Consider the following 14,029-nt stretch of genomic DNA (forward strand, 5'->3'; position numbering starts at 1 on the left):
TAATACCTTATCGAAACAGCCTGACTGGATCACAGAAAACTCCAAATCACGCGGCTCTATAGACTGTATACCTTTTAATAAGTAAATTTATTGATCAACATCTTAAGCTCCTCAGACAATGCTGCTAATGATTGCGCAGAAGCGGAGATTTCTTGCATGGAAGCCAATTGCTCTTCGGTCGATGCTGCCACTTCCTCTGATGTTGCCGCATTACCTTTGGCTATCATCGCCATTTCACTTGCAACAGCAATGACCTCCTGCACCCCAGCAGAGATTTGCTGCGTAATTGCCGAAACCTCATCAATATGAGGAGTTGTTTGTCTCATACTGGCCAATATTTGCTCGAACTTAAGCGTCGTATCATTGGATACCTCAAGTCCATTCTCGACATCATGCGTTACTTTATCCATGGTTTCCACGGATTCCTTCGTTTCCTTCTGAATTTCAATAATCAAATTAGAAATTTGTTGTGCGGATGTCTGTGATTGCTCTGCCAATTTACGCACTTCACTTGCGACTACAGCAAAGCCTTTCCCATGCTCACCGGCTCTTGCTGCTTCAATGGCAGCATTAAGTGCAAGCAGGTTGGTTTGTTGTGAAATACCGCTAATCACTTCCGATATCGAGCTGATTTCCTTTGAACGATCATATAATGATCTGATCATACGGTCTGACTTTTCAACCGATTCATGAATGAAGTTCATCTGTTTCACGACTTCATTAACAGACTCTCCGCCTTCTTCTGCTTGTATCGTTGTATGTCTGGAAAGCTCTGATACAATCGACACACTCTCCACAATTCGAACCACACCAAGCGAGATTTCACTTAAGGCATTTGAATTAAATTCAAGTCCGCTTGTCTGCTTCTCAGCACTGCCTGCTACTTCCTGTACAGCCATTGCGACCTGTTCGGTTGCTTCGCTAGTTTGATGCGAGCTTATCGTCAGTTGTTCCGCAGATGCTGCAACTAGCTCTGATCTAGCCTCAACATCCTTAATTAAGGAACGAAGATTATGCTGCATATCATTAAAGGCTTTACCCAGTTCGCCAATTTCATCATTCGAGTCAATGTGGATGCTTTCAGTAAGAATTCCCTTACTTACTTGTGCTGCATGCACTTTCAATTTAATTATTGGCTTTAAAATGGATTTCAAAATGAAATAAATAATGACTCCGCCCATTAGTAAGCAAATGAAGATTGTGAAAAATGTATAATAAAAGATCGGTCTTGTCGCATCCGTAACCTCCTTCGCATCCATGGTCCCTGATACCTTCCAGCCTACAACTTTATTTGTCGTAAAATACATCCTCTTCTCTTTACCTTGATATTGATAGTCAAATTGACCAGTATCCCCTTGATACAAATTATCGTAGAAAGACTCTGCAGCCTCTGCTCCTGCTTCATCCGTAGGATGAACGACAAACTTCTTATTTTTGTCCAGCAGAAGGACGTAGCCTTCTTTACCAATATTGACGGAATTGGCTAATTGCTTAATTTGTTCAATGCCAAGCGTCACAGCGACAACACCAGAACTGTCCCCCGTTGCCTCTGAAATGGTTACGATAATCTCTCCTGTAACGGCAGAAACATATGGATCAGTAACAACGACCTTTCCTTTGTTAGCCATAGCGTTTTTGTACCAATCTCTTGTTCTAGGGTCAAAATCAGCCTTTACTTCCTGTCTAGGTGAACGTACATAGACACCTGTCTCCGTACCCAGACTCAGACTTGCCACATCTAGATGCATGCCTAAGTACATATCAAATATCTTTCTTACCGCAGGGCTGTCTTCCCCTTGATGCATGCTGATATTTATATTCTTTGATAGATACTCAACGTCCTTCATCTTCGTTTCCATTGTACTGCTGATGATGGAATCAACTAGCGCAACATTTTCTTTCGCGCTATTCATGATCTGCTTTTTCATCTCTGTCTTCGATTTACCGTAAGCTAAAGCTCCAACGACTAACGAAGGAATAATGAGAATCAACACAAAAGTAGATATCAGCTTTGTTTTAAAATTTTTCCTCAATATCTTTGCCAAACTTGTCTTCAAAAAAATCCGCCTCTTTCTCATGATGTCGTTTTAAGTAAAATATGGATCATAATTCGACCTATTCATTTACTTCGGAAAACATGGTTACTTTCATTAGAAAAGAAAGGATAAATTTTAATAAAATCTCTATTTTATTCAATAAGTTATTGTAAAGACAAAAAAAGGACACCTCTATTAGGTGCCCTTCATTTCTAGATCCTCTTATTTTCTCCTTACCGTTACTTCGATATATCCACGAAACCTTCCCCAAATACATCCCTTACATCATGTATGGTAATGAACGCATCTTTATCAACGGATCTTACGATTTTTTTGAGCGTGCTCACTTCCTGTTTGCTAATGACGATATAGAGCAGCTCTTTTGGCGATTTCGTATAGTAACCACGGCCATAGATGACTGTGACCCCTCTATCCATGATCACATTTACTTGCTCCGCTATTTTATTCTGCTCCTTGGATATAATCGTTATCGCCTTTTTAGGATTAACTCCTTCAATGATAAAGTCCATCACTTTAGTAGCAATATAGAGCATGACAATCGTAAACATCAAGCTTTCAGCGCCAATGATGAAATAGGAAGCAAATACGACAACTAAATCAACGACTAGAAGCGCGTAGCTAACATTCCAATCCAGAAATTTATGTAAGATTCTAGCGATAATGGTTGACCCCGCAGTTGTACCTCCTACCCGGATGATCAATCCTATACCAATTCCTCCAAAGATACCTCCGAAAATAGCATTGATGATGAGCTCATTAGCTTCAATATGCCAGCTCTCTGTTAGTTGAAGGAAAAGTGAGTTAAATACGACCGCAATAATCGTATAAATCGTTGTCGTCTTATCCAAAAATTTATAGCCTACTATTAATAATAACGAATTAAGAATCAAGCTTAGAAGCCCAGGAGACCAGTGGTACAGATAGTAAAATATGATCGTAACTCCCGTTACGCCGCCTTCGCCTAATTCACTTGGAATAATGAACAGATTAACAGCTAAGGAGAACATAATCGACCCCACCATAATGACACAAATATCAAGAATACGTTTTTTCATTGGATGCCTCTTCTGCATAAAAAAAATTTGATTTACCTATTATATAATTCATCGTTGTGGATTTAAAGGAAAAAAGTAAACCCCCTCAATTCGTTGCCTTTTGTTACCTTGTACTTGCTCTTTAGAGTGGCGTTTTCCGATTTTACACTAGCATCTCCAAAAAAAGAAGAGACAATTACACTTCACCCCCTAAATATAACAACTGACACCTTTTCGATATGAACCTAATACGATGGTGTATGCAGCATGACATTAGCCTAGGAAGGTGTGACGGTTATGACTGGAATCATCAAAAACTTCTTTGTGAACGGCAATACGGCCCATGGCTTTACCAGCCTGTTTGACTCATCTTTGCAAGAAATAGACCGCCTCTTTATTTTGAAAGGAGGACCTATTGCAGAACGATCCAATTTAATAAGAACAATCTCAGACGGGATGGTGAGAGATAACTATGACATTTGGTTGCTTCATTGCCCTTCAGACAATGACGCGCTCGATGGATTAATCGTTCCCGCGCTAAAGCTCGGGATTGTAGATGGAACCGGTCCGAGATTTATTGAGCCGCAGCTTTCTGGTCCCGCACTGCAATACGTTGATTTGAGCGAAGCGACAGACTCTGAAAGGCTTAATGCGTTGAACCTAGAAACCGAGCGGTTAAAAGAACAATTAGCGCAAGCATATGATCGCGCTTACGCAGGTTTCGCTGAAGCGCTTCGCATTCATGACGATTGGGAAGCACTCTATATTGCTAATATGAATTTTCAAGCCGCTAATGAGTTGACTGAAACGTACATTGGCACACTCTTTGGTGATTGTAGATTGAAGAAGCCGAGCCGAGTTGATCATCGCTTTCTAGGTGCTGCTACACCACGCGGTGCCGTAGATTTTGTTCCGAATCTAACTGAAGGCTTGAAAAGATATTTGATTAAAGGCAGAGCTGGCTCCGGTAAATCAACCTTACTCAAAAAATTAGCGGCAGTGGCAATCGAACGAGGGCTCGATGTAGAGATCTATCATTGCGGTTTCGATCCCAACAGCTTAGATATGGTCATCGTTCGGGAGCTGGGATTCGCTATCTTTGACAGTACGGCACCGCATGAGTATTTTCCAGATCGCGCAACTGACGAAATTGTAGATATGTATGCTTCCTGTATCAAACCAGGTACAGATGAGGCCTATTTCGATACAATTACTGAAATCAAAAACCGTTACTCTTCCCAAATGAAGTCTTCTACCGCGGAGCTTGCATTTGCTAAGTCCATTCAGGATGAACTGGAACGGATTCAGACCCAATCTTTCGATTTCCGTGGGGCTGAGCGTATCAAGGACGGGATTAAAGAGATCATCAGCAGCATCTCAGCCAATGCTAATTAAGGGCTCCAATCATAAGAAAGCCTGCAAGCTTTCACCATAATGGTGAGGCCTGCAGGCTTTTTGGCGTAACGTTATTGTTGTAGATTGATTTATTTATTCAGCATTCCAATAATAAGTGCTACTGCCTCAGCACGCGTTGCGATTTGCTTCGGAGCGAAACGATTTTTACCTACTCCGCTTACTAAGCCCGCATCTACTGCTGCTGCAACATAAGGCACTGCCCATGCTGGAACATCTTTCCCATCCGCAAACGATAATTTCGCGTTCGGATCTACTTTTATGTTGCTTGCACGAACGATCATTGCAACGAGTTCTGCTCGGTTAAGCTCTTTGGCAGGACCGAATGTACCGTCCTCATAGCCGCTTATAATCCCTGATTCTACTGCTTGTGCTGCGAATGATAGCGCCCATGCAGGTATTTTGTCAGCATCTTTAAAGTTTGTGCTATTAGTTGTATCCGGGAGTTTCAATGCGCGAGCCAGCATTGTAATGAACTCAGCACGATTCACGGATTTATTCGGTAGGAATTGATTATCGCCATAACCTTTCACGAAGCCTGCTTCTACCGCTTGCTTAATAGCTGATGCAGCCCAGTGTCCTGCGATATCCGTCAACACAACCTGAGACTCACCGCCTGTTCCAGGCGTTGTTGTGCCCGGGTTCGTTTCTGTACCCGTTCCTGGTGTTGTTGTACCTGGGTTCGTTCCTGGGTTCGTTCCTGGGTTTGTTCCTGGGTTCGTTCCTGGGTTTGTTCCTGGGTCGGTAACCGTCTTCTTCACAATACCGAACTGATCAACAATAAATGGCTTAGCGCCGTTAAGATTTTGGTCAATCTCATACGTTACAGCCGTCAATTTATCTCCGTCAATGGTAATGCCGACGAAGTTTTGAACTTGGCTGCGCTTAGGACGGCGATTATCCGATGGATCTGCACCATACTTAGCTGCATGATTTTCCTCTGCAAGTTCGAAGAGGTTGTAATACGCATCCCCTAGCTTCTCACTCGGGTTTTTATAATAAACCTTTGGACCTGCAGTAGCTGGAATCACATAGATGGAACCGTCAGGATTAACGCTGTACTCTATCGTCTCACCATTCAGCTTTTCTACGATTTTTTCTGGCTCGGATGCTTTACCATCCTGCTTAATCGGTTTTGTACGTGCATAGATATGGTCATGACCTTGTACGACAAAGTCAATCCCCAGCTCAGCCATCAGCGGAGCAATTTGGTTCCTTACACCATTCGCATCCATAATATCAGAATCCGTTGCATGATTCGAAGTTGTGTAAGGACCTTTGTGAATATTTACAATGATCCACTTTGCTCCGGCAGCCTTTGCTGCTTTTGCATCCTTCTTCAACCACTCCACTTGATCTACAGAGAAGTTCGCATATTGTTCCGAATCCTCATTGGAGTTCAGTACGATAAAATGAGCATTGCTGTAATCATAAGAATAATAAGCACCTGTCTCAGTAGCAGAATTCTCCGCTTGCTTGATGTTGAAATGCTCGTAGAAAGCAAAGTTCTCATCCTCATGATTACCTGCAGAAGGTACAATGGTCGTATTCAAAAGACTATCCTGCGAGTGACCAAGAAGCCAGTTCCACTGCTCTTCTTTTGTTCCTGTATCTACAATATCGCCATTATGAACAACAAACTGTGCGTTTGGTACCGTATCTAGCGCTTTAGCTAACGTCTCAGATGAAAGCTTAGCTTCTACTTCATCCTTCGCTTGCGTATCCGCTAGGTCGATGAATGTAAATGCGCCATCTTTTGCAGCCGTACGGAATGTTCCTGTTTCGCTCCAAATATTGAGTGCTGCGTCACCAACACGGAAGTAGTATGCCGTATCTGCTTTCAAGCCAGTCGCTTCCGCCTTGTGAACAAGCTCCTTCGGAGAGTTTGATGATACCGTTGAACGTCCTGTGAATGCCGTTGCACCCGTAAAGTCAGCTGCAGCATTTGTTTTCTCTACAACTTGTACATCATTGCCCTTAACAAGCGATGAAGTGTACCAAGCAAAGCCTTTCGAGCTTACGGTATCACCATTGAAGGTTACCGTTACTTTGCTTACTTTTTCCTTGCTGTAATCAGGTTTTGTTTCCTTTGTAATTCCGAACTGATCGACAATAAATGGCTCAGCATTGTTTAGGTTTTGATCAATTTCGTACGTTACAGCAGTCAACTTGCTGCCGTCTATCGTAATACCCACAAAATTTTGTACATGCCCACGAGCAAGACTCGTTGTATCGCCATATTTCCGTGCATGATTCTCTTCTGAAAGCTCAAACAGATTAAAGTAAGCATCGCCCAGCTGTGTTTTTTGGTTTTTGAAATAAACCTTTGCACCCGCTGTTGCTGGAATGACATAAATCGTTCCGTCTGGTTTTACAGCATAATCAATGGTTTTCCCATTCAATGTTTCTGTAATTTTCTCGACAGATTCCGCTGTGCCATCGCTCTTAATTGGTTTTGTACGTGCATAGATATGGTCATGGCCTTGGAAAACAAAATCGATATCCAATTCATTCATAAGCGGAGCAATTTTATTTCTCACGCCATTCGCTCCGATAATATCGCTGTCCGTTGCATGGTTTGAGGTTGTATAAGGACCTTTGTGAATGTTGACGATAATCCACTCTGCTCCCGCAGCTTTCGCTGCTTTCGCATCCTTTTTCAACCATTCAACTTGTTCAACAGAGAAATTTGCATACTCAGTCGAATTTTCATTTGAGTTTAGTACGATAAAGTGAGCGTTACTGTAATCATATGAATAATAAGCGCCCGTTAAAGTTGCTGAATTCTCAGCCTGCTTAATATTAAAATGCTCGAAAAATGCGTTATTCTTATCCTCGTGATTACCTGCTGCCGGAACAATCGTCGTGTTCAGCAGTGAGCTTTGCGAATGACCAAGCAACCAGTTCCATTCCTGTTCGCTAGTTCCGTTTTCTACAACGTCCCCATTATGCACTATAAATTTCGCATTTGGCACAGTAGCCAGCGCTTTGGATAGGGTTTCGCCTGAAAGAATGGCTTCATCCTCTTCCTTCGCTTGTGTATCTGTCAAATCGATAAAGCTGAATGCACCGCTAGTCGGCGCAGTTTGGAACGTTCCTGTCTCGCTCCAGATATTCAGCTTCTGGTCGCCGACACGGAAGAAATACGTTGTATTAGCCTTTAGACCTGTCGCTTCAGCCTTATGGATAAGCTCAGCGTTTGAATTTGAAGATTTTGCGGAACGACCTGTAAATGCCGTTGCCTTCGTAAAGTCAGCCGTTTCACCTGTTTTTTCTACTACTTGCAAGTCACTATCCGTTGATTGCAGCGGCGTGTACCAAGCAAAGCCTTTAGAGCTAATCGGATCACCATTGAAGGTTACCGTTACCTTGCTTACTTCCACGACAGGTGCTTTCGGAAGAGCGACCAATTCCATATCGAAGTAGAGATCAGAGCTGCTGTCGCTTTGCTGATGAACCTCAACCGCAAGCACGTTAGCACCATTGTGAAGGTTCTCTTTTAGTTCTTTTGTAAGATCCATATCTGTGTAAATAACCGGCAAATCCTTGCCTGATGTTGCTTTCGTGCTATACGTGATCTCACCTTCTGGCAGTCCATAGCGCGCTATTTCTTTTCCATTGGCATAGATAACAGCACCGTCATCTATTGCAAAGGTAGCGAGCAGCTGACCATAACCGTCAAGCTTTGCTTTGTCTACATTTAGATTGGTACGGAAATATGTAGTCGTATACTTTTTCTTTTTATCCGCGCCATAATCAATAATGGTTTTCAAATCACCAAATTGCGAGGTGGTGACTCCCGCTCCATTATCCTTATAACCGAATGGGGCTACGTTAGAGCTCCATGCCGTGTCATCATAAGTGGATTTCCATACTGATTCTTGTTCTATACCTTTATCATAGTATTTCCACTCCGAATTTTTTGGCAAAAGAACCGTCTCGTCTGTTGATGCTGCCGATACGGAGGATGGACCAGCCGTACCGAGCAAACCAAGCAGTAATGCCAAGGATAACAGAATAGATAATAATCTTTTATTAACGATGTTCATATTAATCTCCTTTTTAGATGAATTTTACAATCTAGTTTTCATACTAGACTGCCTCATCATAACAAGAGATTGTTAATGCTCTATTTTCTCAGTTTTGAGGTTTTGTAAAGATTGCGAGCATCTATGTGCTTTGAACCATCCTATTTTTCTTATAAAGCGCTTGTTCAGCCTCAGCAGCTTGCACCTTTAAATGAAGCTGCTCTGAAATTCGATACTGATAAGAGCCTTGCCGTATAGCATCACGCAGCTCAACAATCGTATTGCAGTTTTGATCAAGTTCATTATATATACTCCCAAACTGCAGAGCCTGATGTGTATCACTGCCCGCAACAACGGGGATGCCAATGCTATCCCCCAGTCCATTTACTTTTGCCTCCATAGTAAGATCATAATGATGCAAATCTCTGCCGTTCAAATCGAATGCGTCCAATCGGGCAAGCAGCTCCGGCTTCACATGATAAAGAGGATTCATCTCTCGGAACGGATGAGCCCCGATACTTAGACAGCCATTCTTATCGCTCAGATCCAGTAATGAATCCATCTCAATAAATAGATCTTCCTTCGTATGATCTTCTAGATTCAATCGAATGTCCCTAATACCCTCCCTCGTTCCAATCAGCAAAATATGCCCTCTCTCATGCACATCTACCTCTATTCCAGGAAATACTTTAATCCCTTCAACGACATAATAATTGCCCTCATATCTGCAATAGCGATCTAATGTATCAAAAATATCATTAAAGCGGCAGGTGTTAAAATGCTCAGTCAAAGCGACGGCATCCAACCCTTTTTTGCCCGCCCCAATCATCATATTTCGAAAATAATCATAGGAAAACTCCGTATTTTTTGACCATTTAGCATGAGTATGCAAATCTATTCTCACTTCATATACGCCCCCAATATTGGTATTATCGCAACGCTACATGCCCATTATAATGATAATTTATTTTCATGTACAATATTTTGAAATAAATTAACTCAAAATTAATAATATGTTAACGGTCCCATAACAAATAGCCCCTATTCTAAAAGAGAAGACGAGGACATCGCTGATTAATGTACTTAAAAAGCAGTCTTACTGATCACTGCGGTGATCAACAAAACTATTAGGGGGAACGAAAATGAATGCTAGTTTAACGTCCAAACGCTGGGAGCTGACCTCTCAGCAAAAACTTATGATCTTCATTTTATCCATGTCCTTGTACGGTATTTCCAACATGATTACAGAACTCATTCCAGAATTAAAGTTCGGCCCAATTGAGCTTAAAGTCGAATATTTTATTTTCATACCGCTTCTATTCGCTATTCTATTTAACCCTCTCTATGCAGCTCTTGGAGCTTGCGTGGGAGAAATTATTTTCGGAGAACTGCTTCTGGGCCAATTCGGAGGACTCGGTGAGCTGGAAAAGTTCATTGAATTCTCACTGGCGATCTTTATTGGCGGCATGCTCGTTACAAATCCAAAAAACAAACGTCAACTAGCGCTTGCGGCATATGTTGCTATTGGAATCGATCAACTGCTCGGCACCATCGTTGATATCAGTAAAGTGTATTTTGGAATTGAAGAATTTGAAGCTGTACCTGGTCTTCCCGAAAGTGTACTCGCCATTGAAGGCTTTGCCTTTCTAAATGCGATGGTTATCTCTGGAACGTTATTCGCATTATTACCGACTCTGTACCTCGTCCCTCGACTTTACGGCAAGGTTGAACCGCTTCTTGGCATGAAGCCTCGCGATGGAAGAGCTACTTCCTCCATTGGTGATTTCGTAACACCTAGATTACTGCTAATAAGCATTCTATTGTTCCTAGTGGCAGGCACAGCGGAATTTTTGGCTGAATCAGACATCAACTTTATTGACTGGGAATCCGATTTTATGGCTGGACTAGGCAATGGGGCAATCTGGATTAGCATGGGCGTTGCAGCGATTATTTTCATTACCACATTAATTTGGTCCTTGAATAGAAAAGCAGGCAAACGGAAAGGAGAAGCAGCTTAATGGCGAACCTATCAACGGAGGAGCAACCGATTATTCAGCTCAGCAATGTAACCTTCCGTTATCCCGGCGCACCATCCCATTCTCTAGAAGGGGTTAATCTATCTATTCATCGCGGCGATTTTGTAGCCATTGCAGGAAGCAACGGGAGTGGGAAATCCACTCTCTGCAAATGCTTTAATGGTCTGATCCCGACCTATTATTCCGGTGATTTGGAAGGCACAATTACGATTGATGGCAATCTCACATCCGACCTCAGCGTTGCTGAACTATCCAAATGTGTCGCCTATGTTTTTCAAGACTTCGAGAACCAATTGGTGCGTCCTACCGTTTACGATGAAGTATGCTTCGCCCCTCTTAACTTTGGCTTCGAGGACTACCGGCAGAGGGGTATGCTTGCCCTGCAAATGCTTGAAATTGAGCATTTACAGAGAGACTGGATTTGGCAGCTAAGCGGCGGGCAGAAGCATATGGTCGCACTAGCTGCAGCACTGGCTCTCAATCCCGATATTATCGTGGTGGATGAGCCTGTAGCCCAGCTCGATCCTGCCCATGCACGGATTATTTATGAGAAGCTGAAATTATTAAATGAAAAGTACGGAAAGACCATTGTCGTTATCGAGCATCATACGGAGTTCATTGCCGATTTCTGCAAAAACATCGTTCTTATGGAGGCTGGCGGCAAAGTTCGTTGGGTAAAATCTGTGTCTGAAGGATTATCGGCAATCTCTGAGCTGAATGAGATGAACATTCAGCCTCCCCAAGTCACTCAGGCCGTTCATGCTCTTCGCAGTGAGCAAGAGAAAGAACGTGAAATGGTATATCCCATTACGATTGATGAAGCTGTAGTCCACTTTGCACCGCTGGGAGTAAGCACTTCGCATCACTTCAATCATAATGACATCCATGCAACTAGTCTAAATGGATCAACATGGGAGACTCTTGTCCATTTCGAAGGTGTAACAAGCGGCTATCAAGGAATCGATCGGAAGAAAAAGCCCATCCTACGTGGAATCGATTTGAAGATCCACGAAGGTGACCGTATCGCACTGATTGGCAACAACGGGGCCGGCAAATCCACGCTACTGCGCCAAATCTCGGGGCTCCGTCTTCCATGGGAGGGCAGGGTTACCGTCTGTGGGACTGATACGCGCAAGACGACTCCTGAGCAATTATCCGATCAAGTAGCCTTCCTCTTCCAGAATCCCGAGGAAATGTTCATTGCCGATAATATTCGCCAAGATGTTGCCTATTTCCTAAAGGCTAGAAAGCAGCAGGGAATTGAGCCATTTGTGGATGATGTCCTGCAAAGATTTAAGCTGACAGACTTGCAAGAGCGAGACGGACGATTGTTAAGCGGAGGTCAGCAGCGGCGTGCAACACTTGCAATCGGCATGGCTATGCGCCCTGCCATTATGCTTCTTGATGAGCCGACTGCAAGTCTCGATATTGCCAGCCGAAGGGAAATGACACTGCTATTCGATCAGCTTCGTGATCATGTCAAAGCAGTTGTCGTAGCCACCCATGACATGCAGCTTGTAGCCGATTGGGCGACAAGAGTAATCGTGATGAATGAAGGCCGCATTCTTCTCGACACAGACAGCCGCAGTGTATTTCATCATACGGATATTCTCGAAAAAGCAGCTTTGATCGCTCCACAAATCGTGCAATTAAGCAGCCGTTTGGGTATTGAACCAACCTGTTTATCCGTAGAAGAATTTGTTCGCCATATGCAAAGCATGCCAAAGGGCAATAAGGAGGAGGTTACTCATGGAATTAGCTGAACAGAACCATAAAACAACCTTCTGGGAAAAATTGAGCGTCGAGAGAATTAAGATTGAGCTGCTTCGAACAGCTTTCGGACACTCCATGACGTTCCTCTCACGGTTCGACCCGCGGATGCTGATCGGATGGTATTCCTTCTTCGCGATTGCTCCTTGGTTCATTCATAACAAGACAGTGCTTATTGGGATGCTGCTAGCCATTGCTGTTCTTACGTACACTTCAAAGCCTAGCTTTCTAGTGCTCATCGTCCTGGCATTCGGACTCGTCTCGGATACCGCTTATATGCTAATTGTCTCTTTAGCCTTCGGCGGTGGACTCTCTGCCGCATGGGCGCTTTCTACCCTGACACTGAAGCTTCTAGTTATTGCGCTTGCGAGTATTGCCGTATTTTCCAGCATGGACCCCGAGAAGCTCAGCGATGCACTACTTAGCCTCGGCATACCTGCGCAATTCAGCTTCGGTGTAGCGTACGGCTATCGTATGCTTCCTATTCTCATCGAAGAATATAATAATCTGCTATATTCCTTCCGGCTTCGGGGTCGCGCACCGCTGCGAAAGGGTCTGCTCGGCTGGCGATCACTCGTTTATATGGGAAAAATATCAGTTCTGGCCTTTTATCCACTCATCCTTAATACAGCAAAGCGTACGCGGACAACGGTGGAGGCTTTAGAAGTGAAAGGCTTCACTTATGCAATCAAAGACCCAAAGGTAAAACGAATTAAGCTCGCTTATTTAAAAATTTTACCTCGCGACTATGTTTTCCTTGCTGTATCTGCTATTTACGTCGCTTTCCTATTCTGGCTCGGCAGCCATTTCAAATTATAATGACAGGAGAATACAATGATGAAAATCGATCTTCATTCACATATAAAGTTAACTAAAAAAACGAAATTTTCAATCGAATACTTTCAGGAATCGATCCAAGAAGCAAAACTAAACGGCCTAGATGCCATCGCCATGACGGAGCATTTTAATACTTACCGGTTCCATGACATCTATGAGGAATTAGAGACTCATTACACATACACGGACGATTATTACGATGTGGATGGCTTTAAGGTATTCCCAGGCATGGAGGTGGACGTCAAATTCGGAGGACATATTCTTGTCATCGGTACACGAGACGCCGTATTAGAGCTGCGTGAGAGACTGGAGCCCCACACCGAGAAAGACTACTTTGTACCATTCGAGCAGTTACTGGATTGGTGCGATGAACTATCGCTGATAAGAATCGGAGCGCACCCGCACCGAGAAAGCAATCCTTTAGACCAGCATGAAGTTGCCACCCTTCGCCGCCTCGATTTTTTCGATCTCAATGCTAAGGATTTATTTACCTACGGACCAAGCATGAAACAATCTGTCATGGAATTGGCTCATACAATCGGTATACCGATTGTGGCAGGCAGCGATACTCACCATCCGCTTCAATTCGGAAGCATCATGAATCAGCTGGATGCAGATTATAGCACGGTTTCTGATATATCGGATTGCTTGAAGCAAGGTCGTTACCAGATCAAAGTATCTCCTTGTCTTGATACAAAAGTTAAAGCGGCTACCTTGGTCAAAAAGCTTTTGAAGCAGACTAGTAAAGCAGCTGTACTATAAGACAGATTGGAAAAATAGGTAGAAGAGGGTACAATATGAGGGTACGACCTTCGCAGTCTTCGAGGCTGGTTATATACTCTGTGGGAGGATGC

9 protein-coding genes are annotated in these 14,029 nt (G+C 43.3%); 5 read left to right on the plus strand and 4 right to left on the minus strand.

Annotated features, from left to right (window positions below):
• Nucleotides 1-74: 74 nt before the first annotated feature.
• Nucleotides 75-2,078 carry a methyl-accepting chemotaxis protein gene (locus tag AC0YOD_RS16130; protein WP_475800347.1) on the minus strand — a complete coding sequence of 668 codons (2,004 nt, stop codon included), beginning with the start codon at nt 2,076-2,078 and terminating at the stop codon, nt 75-77.
• Nucleotides 2,079-2,275: 197 nt separating this feature from the next.
• Nucleotides 2,276-3,112, minus strand: a complete 837-nt coding sequence (locus AC0YOD_RS16135) for a YitT family protein (protein ID WP_475800348.1) — start codon at nt 3,110-3,112, stop codon at nt 2,276-2,278.
• A 276-nt stretch (nt 3,113-3,388) separates the two neighbouring features.
• Here AC0YOD_RS16135 and AC0YOD_RS16140 point away from each other — a divergent pair, with 276 nt between their 5' ends.
• Entirely contained in the window at nt 3,389-4,486 is a 1,098-nt protein-coding gene (locus tag AC0YOD_RS16140; RefSeq protein ID WP_475800349.1) for a PRK06851 family protein, read from the plus strand.
• 89 nt (nt 4,487-4,575) lie between these two features.
• Here the strand turns inward: AC0YOD_RS16140 and AC0YOD_RS16145 are convergent, their stop codons facing one another.
• Both AC0YOD_RS16145 and AC0YOD_RS16150 read right to left on the minus strand, forming a co-directional pair.
• Complete coding sequence (locus tag AC0YOD_RS16145; protein WP_475800350.1) at nt 4,576-8,553, minus strand: S-layer homology domain-containing protein; 3,978 nt, start codon at nt 8,551-8,553, stop codon at nt 4,576-4,578.
• 121 nt (nt 8,554-8,674) lie between these two features.
• The gene (locus tag AC0YOD_RS16150) at nt 8,675-9,436 is read right to left on the minus strand and encodes a PHP domain-containing protein (protein ID WP_475800351.1); all 762 of its coding nucleotides are present in this window, start codon (nt 9,434-9,436) and stop codon (nt 8,675-8,677) included.
• Nucleotides 9,437-9,674: 238 nt separating this feature from the next.
• Here AC0YOD_RS16150 and AC0YOD_RS16155 point away from each other — a divergent pair, with 238 nt between their 5' ends.
• The 4 genes from AC0YOD_RS16155 to AC0YOD_RS16170 are packed head-to-tail and all read left to right on the plus strand — an operon-like array spanning nt 9,675 to nt 13,937.
• Complete coding sequence (locus AC0YOD_RS16155) at nt 9,675-10,550, plus strand: DUF8171 family membrane protein (protein WP_475800352.1); 876 nt, start codon at nt 9,675-9,677, stop codon at nt 10,548-10,550.
• A complete protein-coding gene (locus AC0YOD_RS16160) occupies nt 10,550-12,331 on the plus strand; it encodes an ABC transporter ATP-binding protein (protein WP_475800353.1) in 1,782 nt (593 codons plus the stop codon). The genes AC0YOD_RS16155 and AC0YOD_RS16160 overlap by 1 nt, the downstream gene beginning before the upstream one ends.
• Nucleotides 12,318-13,157, plus strand: coding sequence for an energy-coupling factor transporter transmembrane component T family protein (locus AC0YOD_RS16165; protein WP_475800354.1), 840 nt, complete (start codon nt 12,318-12,320; stop codon nt 13,155-13,157). Before AC0YOD_RS16160 ends, AC0YOD_RS16165 begins: the two co-directional genes overlap by 14 nt.
• 18 nt (nt 13,158-13,175) lie before the next feature.
• Nucleotides 13,176-13,937, plus strand: a complete 762-nt coding sequence (locus AC0YOD_RS16170) for a PHP domain-containing protein (protein ID WP_475800355.1) — start codon at nt 13,176-13,178, stop codon at nt 13,935-13,937.
• The last annotated feature ends 92 nt before the right edge of the window (nt 13,938-14,029 follow it).

The organism is Paenibacillus sp. J31P13 (genome assembly GCF_056269295.1).

Bases quoted from the DNA above. Each gene is read 5' to 3' on its own strand.
- AC0YOD_RS16130 (WP_475800347.1), bottom strand. From the start codon at position 2,078: ATGAGAAAGAGGCGGATTTTTTTGAAGACAAGTTTGGCAAAGATATTG.
- AC0YOD_RS16135 (WP_475800348.1), bottom strand. From the start codon at position 3,112: ATGAAAAAACGTATTCTTGATATTTGTGTCATTATGGTGGGGTCGATT.
- AC0YOD_RS16140 (WP_475800349.1), top strand. From the start codon at position 3,389: ATGACTGGAATCATCAAAAACTTCTTTGTGAACGGCAATACGGCCCAT.
- AC0YOD_RS16145 (WP_475800350.1), bottom strand. From the start codon at position 8,553: ATGAACATCGTTAATAAAAGATTATTATCTATTCTGTTATCCTTGGCA.
- AC0YOD_RS16155 (WP_475800352.1), top strand. From the start codon at position 9,675: ATGAATGCTAGTTTAACGTCCAAACGCTGGGAGCTGACCTCTCAGCAA.
- AC0YOD_RS16160 (WP_475800353.1), top strand. From the start codon at position 10,550: ATGGCGAACCTATCAACGGAGGAGCAACCGATTATTCAGCTCAGCAAT.
- AC0YOD_RS16165 (WP_475800354.1), top strand. From the start codon at position 12,318: ATGGAATTAGCTGAACAGAACCATAAAACAACCTTCTGGGAAAAATTG.
- AC0YOD_RS16170 (WP_475800355.1), top strand. From the start codon at position 13,176: ATGAAAATCGATCTTCATTCACATATAAAGTTAACTAAAAAAACGAAA.